The following is a 19,660-nucleotide window of genomic DNA, read 5'->3' as shown; positions in this document are numbered from 1 at the left end:
CCCTTCGCGAGCAGGCTCGCTCCCACAGGAGAACGCATTCAAATGTGGGAGCGAGCCTGCTCGCGAAGGCGTCCGAACCGACGACGCGAAAGCTACTTCTCGAACCCGCTCGACGGAAACACATCGGTCCCGCGCCAACGCCGCACCGAACGCTGGAAGAACAGGCTGTTGGGCACCTGCACCATGGCGCTGCCGGTGCCCAACTCTTCGGCTTCGACCAGCGTGGTGTAGAGCAGATTGATCGCGATCACCCGACCTTTGACGCCAGGCTTGTCGGTGGTATCCACCAGCTCGACTACGTCGCCGAGGCGGAACGGCCCGACGGTGAAGATGAGAATCGCGCACAGCAGGTTCGACAGCACGCTCCACATGGCGAAGAACGCCACCGCCGCCACCGCGACAAAACCCGATAGCGCCGTCCACAACACCGTGGCGGAGACGCCAAGGCGCTCGAGCACGAAGAGCAGCGCGCTGCCCATGATCAGCCAGCGCAACACGCCGCGCAGTGGCATCAGCAATTGCGGCGGGAACGGATAGCGCTCACCCAGGCGAGTCAGGCCTTTGGCAACGAAACGCTGGGTCAGGTAACCGGCCAGCAGAATCAGCAGAATCTGCGCGGTGAACCAGATCGGCTCGACCCATACCGCCGAGAACGGCAGCTTGAAGGCTTCCATCAGGACAACGCCTCCAGCTCCGCATGCATGCTTTCCAGGGTTTCCAGCGCTTCCATCCAGGCCTCTTCCAGCTCGGCTTCACGCACCTTCAGTTTCGCCTGCTCGGCCAGCAGATCGCGCAATTCGTTCTTGCGCGCCGGCTCGTAGATATCGCTGTCACCGAGGCTGGCATCGACCTTGGCGAGTTTCTCGTGAAGCTTGCCCAGTTCAGCTTCAAGCTTGTCGGCCTCGCGCTTGTGCGGCGCCAGTTGCTGACGCAACGCTGCCGCTGCCTGACGCTGAGCTTTCTTGTCAGTCTTGTCCGGATTGACCGGCGTGTTGCTGACCGGCGCATTGCGCTGGCGGTATTCCACCAGCCAGCGCGCGTAGTCTTCGAGGTCGCCATCGAACTCTTCGACCTTGCCGTCGGCGACCAGATAGAAGTTATCGGTGGTGCTCTTGAGCAAGTGCCGATCGTGAGACACCACCAGCACCGCACCGCTGAATTCCTGCAGAGCCATGGTCAGCGCCAGGCGCATTTCCAGGTCGAGGTGGTTGGTCGGTTCGTCGAGCAGCAGCAGGTTCGGCCGTTCCCAGGCGATCAACGCGAGGGCCAGACGCGCCTTCTCGCCACCGGAGAAATTCAGCACCGGCTCATCGATGCGCGCGCCACGGAAGTCGAAGCCGCCGAGAAAGTCGCGCAAGGTCTGCTCGCGCTCACCCGGCGCCAAACGCTGCAAGTGCAGCAACGGGCTGGACTTGGAATCCAGCGAGTCGAGCTGATGCTGAGCGAAGTAGCCGACCACGGTGTTCTCGCCACGGGTCAGGCGTCCGGCCAGCGGTTCGAGCTCGCCGGCGAGGTTCTTGATCAGCGTCGATTTACCCGCGCCGTTCGGCCCGAGCAGACCGATCCGCGCACCTGGGGTGAGTTGCAGCTTGACCTTCTCGAGGATGGTCTTGTCGCCATAACCCAGGCGTGCATCGGACAGATCGATGAGCGGGCTGGAGATCTTCGTCGACTCGCGGAAGACGAAGTCGAACGGCGAATCGACGTGGGCCGCCGACAATTCTTCCATGCGCTCCAGCGCCTTGATCCGGCTCTGCGCCTGACGGGCCTTGGTCGCTTGCGCCTTGAAGCGAGCGATGTAGCTTTCCATGTGCGCACGCTGCGCCTGCTGCTTCTCGTAGGCCTGTTGCTGCTGGGCCAGACGCTCGGCACGGGCGCGTTCGAACGCGGTGTAGCCGCCACGATAGAGGGTCAGTTTGCGCTGATCGACATGCGCAACGTGATCGACCACCTCATCGAGGAAATCGCGGTCGTGGGAAATCAGCAGCAAGGTGCCCGGATAACTCTTCAGCCACTCTTCCAGCCAGATGATCGCATCGAGGTCCAAGTGGTTGGTCGGTTCGTCGAGCAGCAGCAGATCCGACGGGCACATCAGCGCCTGCGCCAGATTCAGACGCATCCGCCAGCCACCGGAGAAATCGCCTACCTGGCGGTCCATCTGCTCGTTGGTGAAGCCAAGACCAGCGAGCAGCTTGCGCGCCCGCGCATCGGCGGTGTAACCGTCGGCACTGTCGAGTTCGGCATGCAGGCGCGCCAGCGCGGTGCCGTCGTGCGCCTCCTCGGCGGCGGCAAGCTCGCGCTGCACCTCGCGCAGACGCAGGTCGCCATCGAGCACATAATCGACCGCAAGGCGCTCGAGGGTGTCGACCTCCTGACGCATGTGCGCGATGCGCCAGTCGGCCGGCAGCAGGCAGTCGCCCGAATCCGGGTGCAACTCGCCGCGCAGCAAGGCGAACAGGCTGGATTTGCCGGCACCGTTGGCGCCGATGAGGCCGGCTTTGTGGCCGGCGTGCAGGGTCAGCTCGGCGTCTTCTAGCAGACGTTGCGGGCCACGCTGTAAAGTCAGGTTCTGAAGTCGGATCATAATGGCGGCGGAGTCTACCAGCTTCGCTCACAACTGGCGCGAGTAGCACGATGTCCTCTGACCTGTGGAGCTTTGCCATTGATGTCTACGCCCGACCCGGCGTGGAAGATGCCTGCCTGCGACTGCAAACGGCGGGCGCCAATGTTTGCCTGTTGCTGTGCGGTTTGTGGCTGGAGCAGCGTGCAGTGGCCTGCGATGAACCGCGCGTGGATTTGCTCAAGGCCCTGACTGCGCCTTGGGATATCGAGGTGGTGCAGCCGCTGCGAACCCTGCGCATGCAATGGAAAGCGCGGGCCGTCGATGATGCGGTGGTAAAAGGCATGCGCGAGCAAATCAAATCACTCGAGCTGGAAGCTGAACGAACCTTGCTGTCGCGGCTTGAAGGTGTGGCGCAGGAATGGGCGCGCAACGAGGGAGGTTCGGTGACCTGGCTTGAAGGTTTGGCCGGCACTGCCGCCAGCCTGGACCGCGACGCGCTGCAAGTGCTGCGCGTCGCGGCAACCGGCACTTAGGAAGCGCTGGTTGGCGTGCTGCTGGCGTTCGACGAAGCGGCTGGCGCTGGCGCAGTCGAAGGGGTCGAGTGAGCAGCGGACGACGGTGCCGACGCGGCAGGAGCAGCCGGGGTTGCCGGGGTGGCTGGCTTGGCCGCTGGAGTAGTAGCCGGTTTGCTGGCAGCTGGCTTGGCAGCGGCTGGCTTTTTCACCGCTGGTTTAGCGGCTGGCCTGGACGCTGGTTTGGTTGCAGCAGGTTTCGCAGCAGCGGTCGCAGGCTTGGCAGCAGCCGGTTTCGCAGCAGGCTTGGTGGCCGGTTTCGCGGCGGTTTTTGCCGCAGGTTTTGCCGCGGATGTTGCGGCTGGTTTGGCAGCCGGTTTTACCGCTATTTTCGCAGCAGGTTTGGCGGCGGCGGGTTTAGCCGCAGTCTTGGCAGCTGGCTTCGCAGCGGAAGTTCTGGCAGCGGGTTTTACCGCGGCTTTGGCCGCAGGTTTGGCGGCTGCGGTTTTAGCTGGCGCGGCTTTGGTTGCGGCCGGTTTTGCAGTCGATCTGGCAGCGGTAGTCTTCGCTGCTGGCTTGGTTGCAGCGGGTTTGGCTGCAGCAGTTTTCGCCACCGGTTTTGCCGCGCTCGCCGCAGCGGGTTTCTTGGCGGCGGTTTTCGCTACAGGTTTGGCAGCCGCTTTCAACGGCGCCTTGGCCGCTGGTTTGGCAGCGGCTCTGGCAGCAACAGGCTTGGCCGCAGCGGTCTTCGCCGAAGCTTTGTTTGCAGCAGGTTTGGCAGTGACTTTCTTCGCCGGCACTGCTGCCGGTTTGGCCGAGCGCGACGACAATACTTTGCCCACTGCTTCTTGAACACGGCCAACACCCTGGGCCAGTTTCAGGCTTTCCTGAGCATCACGCTTGAGTTGCAGAATGTAGCTGCGGGTCTCGGACTGACGATCTTTCAGTGCGTCGAGCAGCTCTTCGAGTTCTTTCACGGAAGACTTGGCTTTGTTCTGAGCCTTGGCTTTGCCGGCAGTGGCGGCGTCCTGCAATTTGGTGCGCGACTTGTGCAGTTTTTCCTGCGCCTTGCCACGCTGTTTTTCCAGCTTGGCGAGCAATTTTTCAGCATCAGCCAAGGCTTGCGAGCAAGCGTTTTCCAAATGCTCGAGCAGGCTGCCCGACAACTGTTGGAGTAGGTGCAACGGAGTATTTACAGGCTTCTTGGTGGCCGACATGGTTTACCTCCTGGCTGACGTGAGTGCGGCTCATACTAGACCTCTGCTGATACCGCCGCTAGGGCATGTTGACAGTATCTCTGCCGTTGCGTTGCACCGACGCCGAAATGTTCTGCACCGATGAAAAAGCAGTTCACCGATGCAGGCGTTCGCACTGGCATAATCCCCCGCATCTCAGGTCGGAGAGTGCCCATGTCGCGCTACATTATTTTGTCCCTCTGCGTGTTTTTTTCGGCGGCGTATGCCGATGAAAAAACTACCGCGAACGATGCTCATGACCTGGCTTACAGCCTCGGTGCCAGCCTCGGAGAACGGCTGCGCCAGGAGGTGCCGCAGTTGCAGATCCAGGCGCTGATTGAAGGTCTGCAACAGGCGTATCAGGGCAAGCCATTGGCATTGAGTGAAGCGCGCATCGAACAGATTCTGGCCGATCACGAATCGCGCAATGCCGAGCAGGCCTCACGCCAATCGAGCGACGCCGCGATGGAAAACGAGCAACGCTTTCTCAGCGCAGAAAAAGCCAAGCCGGGGGTGAAGGAACTGGCCGATGGCATCCTCCTGACCGAGCTCGTTGCGGGCAGTGGCGCCAAGGCCGGCCCCGACGGAAAAGTGCAGGTGCTGTATGTCGGCAAGCTGCCGGATGGCACCGTGTTCGATCAGAACACCCAGCCGCAGTGGTTCAACCTCGACAGCGTGATCGCCGGTTGGCGCACCGCCTTGCAGAACATGCCGGTGGGTGCGAAGTGGCGGCTGGTGATTCCATCGGATCAGGCCTATGGCGCCGACGGTGCCGGCGACCTGATCGCGCCCTTCACGCCGCTGGTATTTGAAGTGGAACTGCGTGGCGCAACGAGCTGATCGGGCATAAAAAAACGGTGCGCTTTCGGGCGCACCGTTTTTCATGAAGGTCGCGGATCAGGCCTGAACCGGATCTTCTGCCTTGTGTGCCGTGTGCAGCACTTCGATCAGGCAGTCTTCAAGTTCGAAGCGTTCGTGCAGCAACCCCCCGAGCTCCTTGAATTTCTCTGCAACGCATTTGCCTTCATCGCACAGGTCGTTGAACGCGAGCAGCTTCTCGGTAATGACGTCGATGCGCGGGTAGATCGTTTCGGCGAGTTCCAGACCGCGCTTGTCGTTGAACGCCTTGGCTTCGCCAGTCAGCTGTTCATAGATTTCGAAGTGCCCCGCCGATACGTAATCGACCAGCACACCGCAAAATTCCAGCAAAGGCTTGCGGCTTTCGGACAGCGAATCAGGCTGCGCACCGAGTTTGTCGTAGGCGCCGATCAGCTCTTCACGCTCCTGCAACCAGCGGTCGATCAGCAGATGAACCCCACCCCAACGTTCCTGAGCATTCTGACAACTTTCGAGCATGGCGATCTCTCTTCCCTTGTGGGTCATGCTGCTCTACACCCGCGCCCCTGTTCTGATTTGACTGGGTGGACGATCGGGCAGAGCGTCATCGAGCAACATAAATCCAATGACACGTGCCGGCCAGATTATGCCCGCACGCCTATGGCTTCAAGGTACGCAGGAGATAAAGTTCATACAAGTGTTTAATCCCTGACCAGCGAGTGATGCGACGCTTCGTCGCTGACCGGTCGCTGCAGAGCGCTCCAGATCAGACGCAGCAACTGATAAACCGCAAGAATCGAGACACCGACAAAAAACAGCAGACTCCATTCCGGGATGCTCAGATCGAACAGCGTCCATGAGATTTCCGCGCAATCGGCGCCACCGTTGAACATCCGTTGCAAAGCACATATCCACGGCAAGCCGCTGAAAAGCGATTCCACGGTGGGCGAGCATTTGACCAGTTGCAGCATGGAGTCACTCTGGATCAACACCTGCCGCCAGGCAGCGGTGGTTCCGCCCAGACTCGCGCCCAGCGCAAACAGCCAGTACCACCACATGCCCACACGCCGCGGACCGTGCACCGCCGCCACGCCGCTGACAATGCACAGCAGAGTGAGGAACAGCCGCTGCACCAGGCACAAGGTGCAAGGCGTCAGGCCGACCACGTATTCGAGATAATAGGAAGCTCCCAGAGCAAAGGCCCCCGCAATGAAAGCCATGAAGAACAAGGAGCGTGAGCAGGCCAACGACATGGCTTTTCCGTAACAGTAGAGACAGACGGTTACGGTAGAGGAAAGCGTGTCAGCCTTTCAAGGCGAGGGCCTGCCGACAGTTCACCAGAGGTGTAGGGAAAACCCGACAGGGCCGGAGGGAAACGGTGAACCACTCTGTAGGACTTTGCCTCAGGCACCTGAAGAAGTGGAATTTTCACTCATTGAAAGTTCGCGAGGGAGCCAGCTCCCCCGCCTTTCAGACCTTCGCTGCAACCGGCAAAGGCGCCGCCAGCAGCCGCTCATCGAGCAGCCCCAGACCTTCCTGGAACAACAGATTGCTGCGTTCGGTATCGCCGAGCTGTGCAAGCAGACGCGCCAACTCCGCACAGGTTTCCGGATTGCGCTGCACACGCAGACTGCTTTCCAGATAATCACGGGCCTTGCCCCACAGACTGGTTTGCAGACACAGACGCCCGAGGGTCAACAGCAGGCTTGCGTCGGCCGGATGCTCCTTGAGCCAGCCTTCGGCAGTCTGCAACTGACGCGCAGGATCACTGCCACGAACCAGGCCATACAGACGCGCCAGATGGCTGTCGTATTTGCGCTTGAGCGCGGTGCGCAGCACTTCTTCGGCCTTGACCTGAGCGCCAAGCTGGCGCAGTTGCTCAGCATAGGCGAGCACCAGCGGCGCTTCCTGACGCTGCGCCGAAGTCAGCTGCTCCCACGCACGCTTGAGCGATTGCAGACCGACCGTGCCGTCTTCTTCGCGATGCGCGGCCAAGGACAGGTTTTCACCCCAGGCGCGGCGCTCGAGTTCAGCCAGTTCTGCTGGCGGCAGCACTTTATCTTTGCGCAACTCTGGCAGCAGACGAATCACCGCCGACCATTCGCCACGCTGCTGATGCAGACGCTGCAATTGACGCAACGTTTGCGCGCTGCGCGGATGCCGTTCGTGCATCGCCTGCAAGGTCACCAGCGCACCGTCGGTGTCGCCGCGATCGGTCTGCAGTTGGGCATGACTCAAGGCTATCGCCAACTCGGCTTGCGGCTGACGTTCCAGCGCACGCTCGAGCAAACGGTCGCTTTCTTCGTACTGACCCTGTTCATTCGCCGCACGTGCGGCGCCGAGGTAGTAAAGCAGTGGCTGGCGCTCGGCTTCCGCAGCTCGGGTCAAATGCCTTTGCGCACTGGCCCAGCGACCTTCAGCCAGATCCAGTTGCCCGTGTTCGATCGCCACTTGCACGCGACGGCTGCGATTGCGCCGCGACCACGGATTGACCACGCCGGTGGAGGTCATCACCAGTTCGACCAACACCTTGATGCCCCAGAACAGCAGCCACAGCACCGCGATGACTGCCAGTGTTGCCCACAGGCTCGATTCATAGCGGAAGCTCTTGTACGCCACCAGCACGTAACCGGAATGCTCGGCGATCGCCAGGCCCAGCGCTGCCGTCGCAGCGATGACCAGAAACACGATTACATAGAGGCGCTTCATGGGGTCGCCTCCTGCGCCGGGTTGGCGGCAGGTTTGGCGAACGGTTTCACAGATTCTTCGGCATTGACGTTACGCCGCTCGAGATACCCCTGCACCGCACTCAAGGTACCGGTCAGATCCGGGGTTTTGACCGTGACCGGTTCCTTGCTCAGCTCGCCGACCTGTTCCAGCATGGTTTTGCTTTGCGGGTTGTCCGGGTTGAAATTGCCCTTGAGCACATCGCGCGCCTCGGCCAGCGCCTGGGTATAAACCGCCGCCTGACCGTTGAGCGCCGCCCACTGCGCCTGCTCCAGCGCCAGGCTCAGGGCCAGGCGCACCTGGCTCAGGCTTTGCCCGGCGAGCAGCGGTTTGACGTTCTTGTCAGCGTTGAAATCGATGCGGATATAGCGCGACACCTTGTCCCACCACTGCGCCCAGCGACTGGCGCCATCGCCGTCGGCGGTCAGGCCCAGCAGCGACTCGCCGCGATCCTTGTATTCAGGCGCCAGCTCGGTCAGCTCGATGACCTGATCGCGCAACGCGCCCAGGCGCAGGAACAGTCCGGTACGATCCGGCTGTTCGGTGCTGCGCAGGGCGACCAGGGTTTTCGCCACTTGCTCGCGCGCGGCGAAGGAGCCCGGGTCGTTCTGTTCACGGAGGATTTCGTCGGCGCCCTGCACCAGTGCCTGCGCGCTGCTGATGTCCTGTAATGCCGACAGGCGCAGGCTGGCCAGACGCAGCAAGTGCTCGGCCTCGGCCAGACGCCAGTCCTTGCGGCTGGCGCCGAGGACGGTTTCCAGACGTTGATTGAGGCGCTGCTGATCGCCCTGCAATTGCGTGACCAGACGCTGACGCTCGGCGAGCTCGTCGGCACCGGGCAACTGCGCCAGGCGCTCGGTCAGGCGTTGTTCGTTGAGCTTCAGACTCTGCGCCTGATCATTCAACGCCTGCACCTGACTCGACTGCTGCTGCGTGTCGTTCTGCAGGTGGCGCACCTGCCAGACACCCCAGCCACCGATGGCGACACCGGCGGCGCCGAGGAGCAGGGCAACAATCGCCAGTCCATTGCCTCGGCGCGGCTCTTTGGCCGGTGGTGGAGTTTCAACCTGGGCATCGAGCGCAGGCTGGACGTCATCTTTTGGCAAGGCTGTTTCGCTCACGTATCCATCCTTTGCATTAGAAAACGGCAGCGGAAATTCCCGTAATGCCGTCAGCAAAGCCGCGGCACTCGCGCCGCGGCAATCCACAACTGTTTGAGCCCCGGCGGCACGTGCCAGCTCGGCGACCCTCGGGCTTGGAACAAACAACGGCAACTGCGCGATCTTCGGCCAGGCATCGCCGGCCATCTGCCGCAGGTGCTCGAAACCCTGTCCACTGCTGACCACCAGCCCGTTCAAGCGTTCCGCTTCGATCCGCCGTGGCAGCTCGTCTGGCGGGTAGGCTGGCAGGTCGCGGCGATACAACTCCAGATACTCGACACTAGCACCAAGCGCACGCAGGCGCTCGGCGAGCAGTTCACGACCACCCTCGCCGCGCAGGATCAGGACCTGCGCACCGGGCTGGCCGACCGCCTCGCGCAGACGCGGCAATTGCAGCAAAGCTTCACTGTCATCGCCATCCGCCGGGAAGCTCACATCAAGGCCGTGCTCGCGAAGAATCTCGGCGGTCGCCGCGCCGACGCTGAACCACGGCATGCTCAATGGTACCGAGCCTTCGCACTTGAGCAGATCTACCGCGATCCGCGCCGCCGGCTTGCTGACCACGATCACTGCGCTGCAGGCCGACAATCGCCTGATCGCCTGACGAATATTGTCAGAGACCGGCAGCGGGACAATGTCCAAAAGCGGCAGGCAACTGCTGAAAATCCCGTGCCCGGCCAACTGTTCGGCGAGCGCCGCGCAGTCGTCCGCAGGGCGCGTCAGCAGCAGGCGCCAGGCCGTCACTCGTGACCCGCCTCGCCGTATACCGCTTTGAGAATGTCGTCAGCGCCCTGCTTGAGCAGGTCTTCGGCGACCTGCACGCCCAGGGTTTCGGCGTCGGCACGCGGTGCACGCGCCTGGGCACTGAGCAACTTGCCGCCGCCTGGCTCACCAACCAGACCGCGCAGCCACAACTGCTCGCCTTCGAGCACGGCGTAGCAGGCGATCGGCACCTGGCAGCCACCGTTGAGATGTTTGTTCAGGGCACGTTCGGCGTTCACCCGCGCAGCGGTATCGGCGTGATGCAAAGGCGCGAGCAAGGCGTGGATTTCGTTATCGGCGCTGCGGCATTCGATGCCGACCGCGCCCTGGCCACCGGCCGGGAGACTGTCATCGACACTGATCGCCGAGGTGATGCGATCCTCGAAACCGAGGCGGATCAGACCGGCCGCTGCGAGGATGATGGCGTCGTACTCGCCGGCGTCCAGCTTGGCCAGACGGGTGTTGACGTTGCCGCGCAGAAAACGGATCTGCAGATCCGGGCGACGCGCCAGCAATTGCGTCTGCCGGCGCAGGCTCGATGTGCCGACAACGGCACCGGTCGGCAGCGCTTCAAGACTTGCGTAGGTGTTGGAGACGAATGCATCGCGCGGGTCTTCACGTTCGCAGATGCAGAACAGGCCCAGGCCTTGCGGGAAGTCCATCGGCACGTCTTTCATCGAATGCACGGCGATGTCGGCGTGGTTTTCCAGCAGCGCGGTTTCCAGTTCCTTGACGAACAGACCCTTGCCGCCGATCTTCGACAGTGGCGAGTCGAGCAGCTTGTCGCCGCGACTGACCATGGGCACCAGCGTCACCAGCAAGCCCGGGTGGGCCGCTTCAAGACGGGCTTTGACGTATTCGGCCTGCCAGAGGGCCAGCGCACTTTTACGGGTGGCGATGCGGATTTCGCGAGGGGACATGGAGCAATCCGTACTGAATAGATACGGCGGATAATAACAGCTCAGTCAATTCCACTTTGACCTGAATCAGAAAACGGCGTGGCCTCCCTGGCCTGCCATGCCGGGTAGAAGAAGTCGAAAGGCCCGGTGACGACCGGGTCAAAGCCCCTGCATCATCTTGCGCACGCCAGCGACATGCCGACGGCTGACAATCAGCGCATCGCCATTGAGGCCTTTGAGGAACAACTGGAAATGTCCCAGTGGTGTGCGCTGCAATCGCTCGATGCGGTCGCGGGCGACCAGCGCATTGCGGTGGATACGCACGAAGCGTTCGCCGAATTCGTCTTCGAGGGCTTTGAGGGGTTCGTCGAGCAGCACCTCGCCGGCTTCGTGACGCAGGGTCACGTATTTGTGGTCGGCGATGAAGTAGACCACCTGATCCAGCGGAATCAGCTCGATGCCTTTGCGGGTGCGCGCGCTGATGTGGCTGCGTGGGCCGCTGCCACTTTCGGCAGCGGGACGGGTCAGGGCCGAGAGTTGCGCCCGGTTGGGACGTTCAGCCCGCTTCAGGGCTTCATTCAAGTGTTCGGTTCGCACAGGTTTCACCACATAGCCCACGGCGCTGGCCTGCAGGGCTTCCACGGCAAATTCATCGGGACTGGTGCAAAACACCACGGCCGGCGGCGTCTCTCGTTCGCACAGTCGGGCAGCAACCTGCAGGCCGTCGAGGCCCGGCATGCGGATATCGAGCAGCACGATATCCGGCTTGTGGCTGTCGATCAGCGCTAACGCCTCCTCGCCATTCGTGGCACTGGGCTCCAGGACTGTGTAACCCTCGAGTTCGCTCACCATACGGCTTAGGCGCTCGCGAGCCAGGGGTTCGTCATCAACGATCAGGACATTCATATTGCGCTGGATTCCTGCGTGAGTCTCGCACAAGGATAGCGTAGACAGGTGTAGTGACCTGCGTCACCGCGATCCACGCTAAGACTAGCCCGAGCGCCAAAAAGTGCCGTACGTCGGCCAGCAATATTTGCCAGCGTTCGGGTCGTACCGCTCAGAGCCCACTGTTTCCTGCGTTTCTCACGGTGGTTGACTGATGGACAACTCACCCGCCCCCTCTTCTTATAGTCGGTGGCCAGACCTTTGCATGATCCGCATGTGTACCGACCCTTATGTCCACTGTAGACGTTCGTCGGAACGATATTGCTCAATCAAAAAATATCCTTTTGTAAATCCCTTACAGACAGCGCCTGCCACGCCTGACACCTGAGGAAAAAAACCTGTCGACCGGTGCCAGCGACAGGATTGGCAACCCTGTTATCATCCGCGCCAGCGTTTCACGCCATTTCTTCAAGCCGATACGAGCGAATTCATGAGCACTGACAAGACCAATCAGTCCTGGGGCGGACGCTTCAGTGAACCCGTCGACGCCTTCGTCGCCCGCTTCACCGCCTCCGTCACTTTCGACCAGCGCCTGTATCGCCACGACATCATGGGCTCGATCGCCCACGCCACCATGCTGGCCAAGGTCGGCGTGCTGAGCGATGCCGAGCGCGACAGCATCATCGATGGCTTGAACACCATCCAGGGCGAAATCGAAGCCGGCCAGTTCGACTGGCGTGTCGACCTCGAAGACGTGCACATGAACATCGAAGCACGCCTGACCGACCGCATCGGCGTCACCGGTAAAAAACTGCACACCGGGCGCAGCCGCAACGACCAGGTGGCCACCGATATCCGCCTGTGGCTGCGTGATGAAATCGACCTGATCCTCGCCGAGATCACCCGCCTGCAAAAAGGCCTGCTGGAGCAAGCCGGACGTGAAGCGGCGAGCATCATGCCCGGCTTCACCCACCTGCAAACTGCGCAGCCAGTGACCTTCGGGCACCACATGCTGGCCTGGTTCGAAATGCTCAGCCGCGACTACGAGCGCCTGGTCGACTGCCGCAAGCGCACCAACCGCATGCCACTGGGCAGCGCCGCGCTGGCCGGCACCACCTACCCGATCGATCGCGAATACACCGCGCAACTGCTCGGCTTCGACGCCGTCGGTGGCAACTCGCTGGATAACGTTTCCGATCGCGACTTCGCCATCGAATTCTGCTCGGCCGCGAGCATCGCGATGATGCACCTGTCGCGCTTCTCCGAAGAGCTGGTGCTGTGGACCAGCGCGCAGTTCCAGTTCATCGATCTGCCGGACCGCTTCTGCACCGGCAGCTCGATCATGCCGCAAAAGAAAAATCCCGACGTGCCAGAGCTGGTGCGCGGCAAGACCGGCCGTGTGTTCGGCGCGCTGATGGGCCTGCTGACCCTGATGAAAGGCCAGCCGCTGGCGTACAACAAGGACAATCAGGAAGACAAGGAACCGCTGTTCGACGCCGCCGACACTCTGCGCGATTCGCTGCGCGCGTTTGCCGACATGATCCCGGCGATCAAGCCGAAACACGCGATCATGCGGGAAGCGGCGCTGCGCGGTTTCTCTACCGCGACCGATCTGGCGGACTACCTGGTGCGCCGTGGCCTGCCGTTCCGCGATTGCCACGAAATCGTTGGCCACGCGGTGAAATACGGCGTCGACACTGGCAAGGATCTGGCCGAGATGAGCCTGGAAGAACTGCGTCAGTTCAGCGACCAGATCGAGCAGGATGTGTTTGCCGTGCTGACCCTGGAAGGCTCGGTGAATGCTCGCGACCATATCGGCGGGACGGCGCCAGCGCAGGTGAAAGCTGCAGTGGCTCGCGGTCAGGCGTTGATCGCCAGCCGCTAAAAGCCAAAAAAGCTTCGCGAGCAGGCTCCCTCCCACAGGGATTCGGGATGTTCACAAAATTTGTGTTCACCACCGATTCAATGTGGGAGCGAGCCTGCTCGCGAAGGCTTTCTTCAGAGCGCTACAAACCTCACTTCTTGGCAGCAATCATCGCTAGGAACGCCGGCATCGCTGCATCCTTGTCCGCCGCAATCCTCTGCACATGCGGATTCTGCTCAAGCCGCTCCAGCAACGCTTTCGCCTGTGGCATCTCGGCCAGCAAATCGATTCCGAACAGTTTCTGCCCAACTGCACAGGCCAGCGGCACGCTGTAGAGGAAATACAAATCGGCAATGCTCAGGCTGTCACCCGCCACATAAGGGGCGAACTTGCCGTGACGCCCCAGCGCTGCGAAGCCCAGCAGCAATTCGGAGCGGGTCTTTTCCTTGATCGCCTCAGGCAACGTCATGCCGAAAAACGCCTCGCCGTAACAGGCACGCCCCGGCAACTCGATGTACAACTCGATCTCCTTGGCAATCGCCAATACCTGCGCGCGTTCGAATGGATCGCTGGGCAGCAGCGGCGTGCCCTTCTGTGATTGTTCGAGATATTCGAGGATGATCGCGGTTTCGTTGATGTAACCGGCGTCGACACCCAGCACCGGGACCTTGCCGCGCGGGCTGATGGCCAGTGATTGCGGGGTTTGTGTCGGGTAAAAAGTCACCTCTTCGAAGGGCAGACCTTTTTCCAGCAGCGCCAGTTTGACCATGTTGAAGTAGTTGCTGACAGCGAATCCGTAGAGCTTGAACATCACAGAGCCTCCAGGCCGTGCGGGGTGGGCAGTGCCTGTTTATAGATCGCGGCGGCGTTTCCCGCCAGCAGCATCACGCCGCTGAATGCGGGTAAACTGGCGCCTTTCCCTGAGGAGCCTGCCATGAGCGAGCCGACAGATATCGTCAACGATGACGACGAAGAAGCATTCACCGAAGCAACGCTGCTCGAAGCCATCGAGAACCAGATCGAAAGCGATAACCCGCCGGCGGCCAGGGCGACGTTGAACAAGCTGACTTTGGTCGGCATGGACCGTGAGGATATCCTCAATCTGATGGCTCACGTGCTGGCTTTCGAGATTGACGCGATGCTCGATGAAGACCGCCCGTTCGACACCGAATGGTACGAAACGGCATTGCGCAAGCTGCCAGAGCTGCCACCGGAAAAATAATAAAATCAAAAGATCGCAGCCTTCGGCAGCTCCAACACGGATCCCATGTAGGAGCTGGCGAAGGCTGCGATCTTTTTTATGCGGGCTACACTGGAATTCGCCTCAAGACAAAATCCCCTGATCTGCGCACTGGACATGCCGCACCAGCGGGTTCACCTTAGAGGCGCTGTCGTCCAATTCCTAGAAAGTCTGGAGTCCTTATGTCGCTTACCCCTGAGTTGGTTGCCGAACTGGAAGTCCTTGCACTCTTCAACCTGGACAGTTCCCAGGAAGGTCTGAAAATTCATCAGACCGCTGCCCCGAAACACATCGCTGCTGCCAAACGCCTCTTCGAAAAAGAACTTACCGACCAGCCCGATGGCGGGTATCTGACCAGCCTCGGTCGCGATGCCGCGCAAAACGTGCAGACCGTACTGACGATTCTGAGAGAGCAGGAAACCGCCTGATTTTCCCTGACTTTGCCCACGGGAACTCCTGCCACGGGATTTCCGCGGGCCCGCCTGATCGCTGTCGATAAAAATCTGCCGTCAAAAAACAAATTCAGCTTAAACGTCCTGCTGCGCAGAGGCTAAACTGCGGCCATTCCGAGACCTCCACGTCCGAGCCTGCAAGCCGGTTTGAGCTGACATGACGCGCACCCACGAAATCCGCCCCGACCTGGACGAAGGCATCGACCGCAAGGTACTCAGCCAACTGCGCGCACGTTTTCTCAAGCTCAATGAAGGGCGCCTCGGCCGTGCGCTTGAAGGCTTGTCGACGCGCCAGCAAAGCGTATTGACGCTGTTGCCGCTGTTCTTCCACGTCAATCATCCTCTGCTGCCCGGCTATGTCTCGGGCAGTACCCCGGCCGGATTGTCGAATTATGAGCCAGACGCCAACGCGCTCGCTGAGGCGCAACGGCTGACCCGCTCGTTCTCCTACAAACCGCGTCACGGCAGCAATCCGCCGCGACCGATTCACGGTCTGTTCCTGATGGGCAGCCTCGGCACACTGGCCCAGGCCGATCAGAGCGATATGGACGTATGGGTCTGCCACGCGCCCGATCTTACCGACAGCGAACTCAGTGAACTGAGCAAGAAATGCCAGTTGCTCGAAACCTGGGCCGCGAGTCAGGGCGCCGAGGCACATTTCTTCCTGATCGACCCGGCGCGGTTCGTGAAAGGCGAACGAGACTCGCAGCTGAGTTCGGAAAACTGCGGCAGCACCCAGCACTATCTGCTGCTCGACGAGTTTTACCGCACCGCGATCTGGCTGGCCGGGCGCACGCCAATCTGGTGGCTGGTGCCGGTCTATGAAGAAACGGCCTACGATGCCTACACCCATACCCTGCTGTCCAAACGCTTTATTCGCGCCGACGAGACGCTTGATCTGGGGCCGATGGCGACGATTCCGCCGGGGGAATTCATCGGCGCCGGGTTGTGGCAGTTGTTCAAAGGCATCGAGTCGCCCTACAAGTCGGTGCTCAAACTGCTACTGACCGAGGTTTACGCCAGCGAACATCCGCAGGTGCAGTGCCTGAGCCTGCGCTTCAAGAAGGCCGTGTTCGCCAATCAGCTCGATCTCGATGAGCTGGACCCGTACATGGTCGTGTACCGGCGTATCGAGGAATACCTGATTGCCCGCAACGAGCCGGAACGGCTTGAGCTGGTGCGCCGTGCGCTGTACCTGAAGGTCAACCGCAAGCTCACCGGCAACAGCCGCAGCCAGGGCTGGCAACGCGCACTGCTCGAACGCCTGGCCGGCGAATGGCATTGGGATCAGCGACAACTGGCGCTGCTCGACAGTCGCAGTCAGTGGAAAGTGCGGCAGGTCAGCGCCGAGCGTCGCGCGTTGGTCAACGAACTCAATTACAGCTATCGCTTCCTGACCCAGTTCGCCCGCAGCGAACAGACCGTCAGCCTGATCAACAAGCGCGACCTCAATATCCTCGGCCGGCGCTTGTATGCGGCGTTCGAGCGCAAGGCCGACAAGGTCGAGTTCATCAATCCGGGCATCGCCCCGGACCTGGCCGAAGACACCCTGACCCTGGTGCAGTCACCGAACAAAAAGGAACCGGGGCAGACCCAGTGGGGCCTGTACAACGGTAGCCTCACGGCGCTGGAGTGGGAGCACTTCGCACCGATCAAGCGCAGTCGCGAACTGCTTGAACTGCTGACCTGGTGCCACCGCAACGGCGTGATCGACAGCAGCACGCGTCTGGCCCTGCATCCGGGCAGCAGCGACTTGAGCGAGTTCGAGCTGTTCAACCTGCTTGGCAGCCTGCAGCAGTGCATCGCCCTGCCCTTGCCCACCGTGGCCGAAGAGCCCTTGCTGCGCGCCGCTGTGCCCAGCGAAGTGCTACTGCTGATCAACGTCGGCGTCGACCCGCTCAAGCACCACCGCGATCTGAACATCCTGATGACCACCGAGCGCACCGACTCGCTGAGCTATGCCGGCGTGCGCGAGAACCTCGTGCTGACCCTTGATCAGGTCACGCTCAACAGCTGGAACGAAGTGCTGGTCAATCGTTTCGACGGCCCGCACGCGCTGCTCGATTGCCTGCGCGATTACCTCAACAACCTGCCGCGCGGCCTCGTGCAGCCGTCGCTGAAGGTGCGCTGCTTCTGCCACAACCGTGCGCAATTCATTGCGCGCCGCGTCGAGGAAATCGTCGACACCGCCCAGACCCTGTTGCTCAGCGACTTGAATCACCGCTACCTGATCCAGGTGCAGCAGCACTATCACGTGCTGGAGCTGGTGCCAGGTCAGGTCAACCATGTTGCCCTCGCCACTCTACCGGCGCTGCTCGATTATCTGGGCGAGGAACAACCGCGCTACAGCCCGCTGCACCTGGACCCGATGGCACTCGAGGATCACGATCTCGCGCTGATTCTGCCGATGGGTCAGCCGGAGTGCATTCAGGTGTTCTACCGCATCAGCGAACAGCAGGCCGAGCTGTACGTGCTGGATGAATTCAATGCCTTGTGGCAACAGCAGTTGCCGTACCACGACGAGCAGAGTCTGCTGGTGCCGTTGCAGCGCTTTGTGCAATCGATCCAGTATCGCCGTGAAGCACGGCTGCCGATGGAAGGTGGCCCTGCGGGCAGTCCCGAAACCTTGTATTACCAGCTGTCAGGCCCGGGGCGATCGCGCAGAGTCGAAACCCGGCCGGCGCCGCAGACGCCAGCCAACAAACCGTTCTACGACGTGCAGGCGATCATTGGCAAAGCCGCGCACGGCGAAGTGCAGGTCACCCTGTATTGCAATCAGCGGGAATTCAGCGAGCTGGAGCATGGCGACCAGCTGTTCAGCGTGGTCGCCCGGGAGATCGTCGAGCAGCGCCGCGAGACCGAGCGCTATCGCTGCTACATCACCGACCTCGACCTGTCGGGTCTGCTCGGTGACGGGCACAGTTCAAGCAATCTGTATCTGCGCTACAAGGCGGACCTGGAGCGCTCTTTGAACGATGCGCTCGAACAGGTTTGAGGCAGGGATTTATTCGGGAAAAGCGCCGCCGTTGACCGGTTGCGATTCCACTTCCAGCAAGGTCAGCTTCAGCGACTTGCCACCCGGAGCCGGCCAATCGATGTGCTGGCCGACCTTCAGACCCAGCAGTGCACTGCCGACCGGGGCCAGAATGGAAATCTTGCCCTCGTCGGCGTTGGCGTCCCTGGGGTAGACCAGGGTCAGGTGGTAATCCTTGCCACTGCCTTCTTCGCGGCAATGCACACGGGAATTCATGGTCACGACATCGGCGGGCACTTCATCGTGGCCGACCACGGTATCGGCGCGGTCCAGCTCGGTTTGCAGCGCAATCACGCCCGGCGCAGCCTGGTCTTTGTCGCTCAGGCTGTCGATGAGGCGTTCCAGACGTTGCACGTCCAGACGGGTAAGGGTGATGGAAGGTGCGGTCATGATCCAGGCAGACTCCTTTCTTCTGCACAAAAAAAGCAAAACCCCGCCAAAAAAGACGGGGTTTTCACCGTGCCTCGGTGGTTTGAGGCGTCCGCGGACACTATCACAGCTCAAAAAATATACAAGTCACGCCCTTTTTGCCTGGGTGAAAACCTGTGGCGAGGGAGCTTGCTCCCGCTCGGCTGCACAGCTGTCGCAAGAGTTTGGGGCCGCTTCGGGACCAGCGGGAGCAAGCTCCCGCGCCACAAGTTCGTATCAGGCTCGAGTGCGGCGCTCTGCGGCTTGCGCGCATATCACGCGCCGCCGCTGATCATCCGCCGAGCGCCATTCGCGAATGTCTTCGACGTGGCGCGCGCAGCCGAGACAGACTTTCTGTTCGTCCAGTCGACAGACGCCTGTGCACGGCGAAGGCACCGCCGGACTGACGTTGCTGTAAAGCGGTTTCGGTGGGCGGACAGGCGCTGCATCAGTCACGAATCACAGACCTTCGAAATCGAATTCAGCGCCAGCCTGCTGCTTGACGAGGCGCTGAAGCATTTCGCCGAGCTGCTCTTCGCTCTTGTCACACATCCAGCGCTCGCTTTCTTCGTCGTAGTCGAAGTGGAAGCCCCCGGACACCGCCGCCACCCACAGCTGTCGCAAGGGTTCCTGGCGGCTGAAAATCAGCTGGCTGCCGTTTTCGAATTTGACCGTCAGCACGCCGGCCGAGCTTTCCAGATCGATGTCCAGATCGCTTTCGTCAAATATGTCTTCCAGTTTTTCCTGGGTTTCATCGACCAGATCGTGGAAACGGGCTTCGGACAAACTCATTGCGGCAACCTCAAAAATGTCTGATCAGGCTCAAGCGCCGAAAGATACGGACGCTGCCGGCCGATTGCAAAGTTTAACGACCAAGCACCTGTCGCCCATTCAACACCGCCCCAGTGGGAGCGAGCCTGCTCGCGAAAGCGGTGTGTCAGGCAACGAACGTATCGAATGTTACAACCTCTTCGCGAGCAGGCTCGCGCCCACAGGGATGATGCGCTTCTCAGGAGCCCCGCCGGACGGGAACCCCCTCGCATAGGCAAGCTGCCGGGTGGCCGGTATACTCCGGCGCAATT

At 61.3% G+C, this 19,660-nt stretch carries 20 protein-coding genes and 1 pseudogene; 6 read left to right on the top strand and 15 right to left on the bottom strand.

All coding sequences use genetic code 11. The annotated features are described in order from the left end of the window. Positions 1–92: 92 nt before the first annotated feature. Positions 93–674, bottom strand: a complete 582-nt coding sequence (locus QRN33_RS08240) for a mechanosensitive ion channel family protein (protein ID WP_083353803.1) — start codon at positions 672–674, stop codon at positions 93–95. Beyond that, positions 674–2,584: an ATP-binding cassette domain-containing protein gene (locus QRN33_RS08235; RefSeq protein WP_285407964.1), complete on the bottom strand. Its 1,911-nt coding sequence runs from the start codon at positions 2,582–2,584 to the stop codon at positions 674–676. Before QRN33_RS08235 ends, QRN33_RS08240 begins: the two co-directional genes overlap by 1 nt. Before the next feature lie 50 nt (positions 2,585–2,634). Here QRN33_RS08235 and QRN33_RS08230 point away from each other — a divergent pair, with 50 nt between their 5' ends. Beyond that, positions 2,635–3,096, top strand: a complete 462-nt coding sequence (locus QRN33_RS08230; protein ID WP_285407962.1) for a TIGR02444 family protein — start codon at positions 2,635–2,637, stop codon at positions 3,094–3,096. On the opposite strand, the gene QRN33_RS08225 is transcribed toward QRN33_RS08230, so the two are convergent. Further along, positions 3,093–4,292: an AlgP family protein gene (locus QRN33_RS08225; RefSeq protein WP_285407960.1), complete on the bottom strand. Its 1,200-nt coding sequence runs from the start codon at positions 4,290–4,292 to the stop codon at positions 3,093–3,095. The genes QRN33_RS08230 and QRN33_RS08225 overlap by 4 nt on opposite strands. 192 nt (positions 4,293–4,484) lie before the next feature. On the opposite strand from QRN33_RS08225, the gene QRN33_RS08220 reads away from it, so the two are divergent. Continuing rightward, positions 4,485–5,150 carry an FKBP-type peptidyl-prolyl cis-trans isomerase gene (locus QRN33_RS08220; protein ID WP_042607103.1) on the top strand — a complete coding sequence of 222 codons (666 nt, stop codon included), beginning with the start codon at positions 4,485–4,487 and terminating at the stop codon, positions 5,148–5,150. Positions 5,151–5,207: 57 nt separating this feature from the next. Here the strand turns inward: QRN33_RS08220 and QRN33_RS08215 are convergent, their stop codons facing one another. The 7 genes and pseudogenes from QRN33_RS08215 to QRN33_RS08185 form a co-directional block, all read right to left on the bottom strand. After that, a complete protein-coding gene (locus QRN33_RS08215; protein WP_039757408.1) occupies positions 5,208–5,666 on the bottom strand; it encodes an Rsd/AlgQ family anti-sigma factor in 459 nt (152 codons plus the stop codon). A 182-nt stretch (positions 5,667–5,848) separates the two neighbouring features. Further along, positions 5,849–6,400 (bottom strand): disulfide bond formation protein B, encoded by a 552-nt coding sequence (locus QRN33_RS08210; protein WP_064364664.1) that lies wholly within the window; start codon positions 6,398–6,400, stop codon positions 5,849–5,851. Between the two features lie 217 nt (positions 6,401–6,617). Then, positions 6,618–7,856 carry a heme biosynthesis protein HemY gene (locus QRN33_RS08205; RefSeq protein ID WP_285407956.1) on the bottom strand — a complete coding sequence of 413 codons (1,239 nt, stop codon included), beginning with the start codon at positions 7,854–7,856 and terminating at the stop codon, positions 6,618–6,620. Beyond that, positions 7,853–8,995 carry a uroporphyrinogen-III C-methyltransferase gene (locus tag QRN33_RS08200; RefSeq protein WP_285408139.1) on the bottom strand — a complete coding sequence of 381 codons (1,143 nt, stop codon included), beginning with the start codon at positions 8,993–8,995 and terminating at the stop codon, positions 7,853–7,855. The genes QRN33_RS08205 and QRN33_RS08200 overlap by 4 nt, the downstream gene beginning before the upstream one ends. A 36-nt stretch (positions 8,996–9,031) precedes the next feature. Then, positions 9,032–9,778, bottom strand: a pseudogene (locus tag QRN33_RS08195) (uroporphyrinogen-III synthase); the annotation flags it as partial. Further along, entirely contained in the window at positions 9,775–10,716 is a 942-nt protein-coding gene (gene hemC, locus QRN33_RS08190) for a hydroxymethylbilane synthase (protein WP_285407955.1), read from the bottom strand. The pseudogene QRN33_RS08195 and the gene hemC, both read right to left, overlap by 4 nt. A gap of 138 nt (positions 10,717–10,854) precedes the next feature. Continuing rightward, complete coding sequence (locus QRN33_RS08185) at positions 10,855–11,601, bottom strand: LytR/AlgR family response regulator transcription factor (RefSeq protein ID WP_042607107.1); 747 nt, start codon at positions 11,599–11,601, stop codon at positions 10,855–10,857. Positions 11,602–12,070: 469 nt separating this feature from the next. On the opposite strand from QRN33_RS08185, the gene argH reads away from it, so the two are divergent. Next, positions 12,071–13,465 (top strand): argininosuccinate lyase, encoded by a 1,395-nt coding sequence (gene argH, locus QRN33_RS08175; protein ID WP_285407952.1) that lies wholly within the window; start codon positions 12,071–12,073, stop codon positions 13,463–13,465. A 130-nt stretch (positions 13,466–13,595) separates the two neighbouring features. Here argH and QRN33_RS08170 read toward each other — a convergent pair whose 3' ends face one another. Together QRN33_RS08170 and QRN33_RS08165 are read right to left on the bottom strand one after the other, a co-directional pair. Further along, positions 13,596–14,255, bottom strand: a complete 660-nt coding sequence (locus tag QRN33_RS08170; RefSeq protein WP_285407950.1) for a glutathione S-transferase family protein — start codon at positions 14,253–14,255, stop codon at positions 13,596–13,598. Continuing rightward, the gene (locus QRN33_RS08165) at positions 14,255–14,380 is read right to left on the bottom strand and encodes a hypothetical protein (protein ID WP_259740480.1); all 126 of its coding nucleotides are present in this window, start codon (positions 14,378–14,380) and stop codon (positions 14,255–14,257) included. Before QRN33_RS08165 ends, QRN33_RS08170 begins: the two co-directional genes overlap by 1 nt. On the opposite strand from QRN33_RS08165, the gene QRN33_RS08160 reads away from it, so the two are divergent. The 3 genes from QRN33_RS08160 (at position 14,379) to QRN33_RS08150 (ending at position 18,131) form a co-directional block, all read left to right on the top strand. Then, a complete protein-coding gene (locus tag QRN33_RS08160; RefSeq protein WP_123417747.1) occupies positions 14,379–14,666 on the top strand; it encodes a hypothetical protein in 288 nt (95 codons plus the stop codon). The two genes, QRN33_RS08165 and QRN33_RS08160, sit on opposite strands and share 2 nt — an antisense overlap. Before the next feature lie 200 nt (positions 14,667–14,866). Further along, on the top strand, positions 14,867–15,112 hold the full coding sequence (locus tag QRN33_RS08155) for a TIGR02647 family protein (RefSeq protein ID WP_003229392.1): 246 nt from the start codon (positions 14,867–14,869) through the stop codon (positions 15,110–15,112). A 181-nt stretch (positions 15,113–15,293) separates the two neighbouring features. Then, the gene (locus QRN33_RS08150; protein ID WP_285407946.1) at positions 15,294–18,131 is read left to right on the top strand and encodes a class I adenylate cyclase; all 2,838 of its coding nucleotides are present in this window, start codon (positions 15,294–15,296) and stop codon (positions 18,129–18,131) included. A gap of 9 nt (positions 18,132–18,140) precedes the next feature. On the opposite strand, the gene rnk is transcribed toward QRN33_RS08150, so the two are convergent. From rnk to cyaY, 3 genes are all read right to left on the bottom strand, one after another. Further along, positions 18,141–18,560 (bottom strand): nucleoside diphosphate kinase regulator, encoded by a 420-nt coding sequence (rnk, locus tag QRN33_RS08145; RefSeq protein WP_042607112.1) that lies wholly within the window; start codon positions 18,558–18,560, stop codon positions 18,141–18,143. A 255-nt stretch (positions 18,561–18,815) separates the two neighbouring features. Continuing rightward, positions 18,816–19,034 (bottom strand): DUF1289 domain-containing protein, encoded by a 219-nt coding sequence (locus QRN33_RS08140; RefSeq protein ID WP_080902459.1) that lies wholly within the window; start codon positions 19,032–19,034, stop codon positions 18,816–18,818. Between the two features lie 3 nt (positions 19,035–19,037). Then, positions 19,038–19,370, bottom strand: coding sequence for an iron donor protein CyaY (cyaY, locus tag QRN33_RS08135; RefSeq protein ID WP_285407943.1), 333 nt, complete (start codon positions 19,368–19,370; stop codon positions 19,038–19,040). Between the last annotated feature and the right edge of the window lie 290 nt (positions 19,371–19,660).

The organism is Pseudomonas sp. FR229a (assembly GCF_030209115.1).
Classification (GTDB): domain Bacteria; phylum Pseudomonadota; class Gammaproteobacteria; order Pseudomonadales; family Pseudomonadaceae; genus Aquipseudomonas; species Aquipseudomonas moraviensis_A.
The sequence above is the reverse complement of the archived record's forward strand: the minus strand, read 5'-3'. Positions and strand labels throughout refer to the sequence as shown.

Coding starts and splice junctions, on each gene's coding strand:
- QRN33_RS08205 (WP_285407956.1), bottom strand. CDS start 7,856: ATGAAGCGCCTCTATGTAATCGTGTTTCTGGTCATCGCTGCGACGGCA.
- QRN33_RS08160 (WP_123417747.1), top strand. CDS start 14,379: ATGAGCGAGCCGACAGATATCGTCAACGATGACGACGAAGAAGCATTC.
- QRN33_RS08235 (WP_285407964.1), bottom strand. CDS start 2,584: ATGATCCGACTTCAGAACCTGACTTTACAGCGTGGCCCGCAACGTCTG.
- QRN33_RS08185 (WP_042607107.1), bottom strand. CDS start 11,601: ATGAATGTCCTGATCGTTGATGACGAACCCCTGGCTCGCGAGCGCCTA.
- QRN33_RS08240 (WP_083353803.1), bottom strand. CDS start 674: ATGGAAGCCTTCAAGCTGCCGTTCTCGGCGGTATGGGTCGAGCCGATC.
- cyaY (WP_285407943.1), bottom strand. CDS start 19,370: ATGAGTTTGTCCGAAGCCCGTTTCCACGATCTGGTCGATGAAACCCAG.
- QRN33_RS08165 (WP_259740480.1), bottom strand. CDS start 14,380: ATGGCAGGCTCCTCAGGGAAAGGCGCCAGTTTACCCGCATTCAGCGGC.
- QRN33_RS08225 (WP_285407960.1), bottom strand. CDS start 4,292: ATGTCGGCCACCAAGAAGCCTGTAAATACTCCGTTGCACCTACTCCAA.
- QRN33_RS08150 (WP_285407946.1), top strand. CDS start 15,294: ATGACGCGCACCCACGAAATCCGCCCCGACCTGGACGAAGGCATCGAC.
- rnk (WP_042607112.1), bottom strand. CDS start 18,560: ATGACCGCACCTTCCATCACCCTTACCCGTCTGGACGTGCAACGTCTG.
- QRN33_RS08220 (WP_042607103.1), top strand. CDS start 4,485: ATGTCGCGCTACATTATTTTGTCCCTCTGCGTGTTTTTTTCGGCGGCG.
- QRN33_RS08230 (WP_285407962.1), top strand. CDS start 2,635: ATGTCCTCTGACCTGTGGAGCTTTGCCATTGATGTCTACGCCCGACCC.
- QRN33_RS08170 (WP_285407950.1), bottom strand. CDS start 14,255: ATGTTCAAGCTCTACGGATTCGCTGTCAGCAACTACTTCAACATGGTC.
- QRN33_RS08155 (WP_003229392.1), top strand. CDS start 14,867: ATGTCGCTTACCCCTGAGTTGGTTGCCGAACTGGAAGTCCTTGCACTC.
- QRN33_RS08215 (WP_039757408.1), bottom strand. CDS start 5,666: ATGCTCGAAAGTTGTCAGAATGCTCAGGAACGTTGGGGTGGGGTTCAT.
- argH (WP_285407952.1), top strand. CDS start 12,071: ATGAGCACTGACAAGACCAATCAGTCCTGGGGCGGACGCTTCAGTGAA.
- hemC (WP_285407955.1), bottom strand. CDS start 10,716: ATGTCCCCTCGCGAAATCCGCATCGCCACCCGTAAAAGTGCGCTGGCC.
- QRN33_RS08210 (WP_064364664.1), bottom strand. CDS start 6,400: ATGTCGTTGGCCTGCTCACGCTCCTTGTTCTTCATGGCTTTCATTGCG.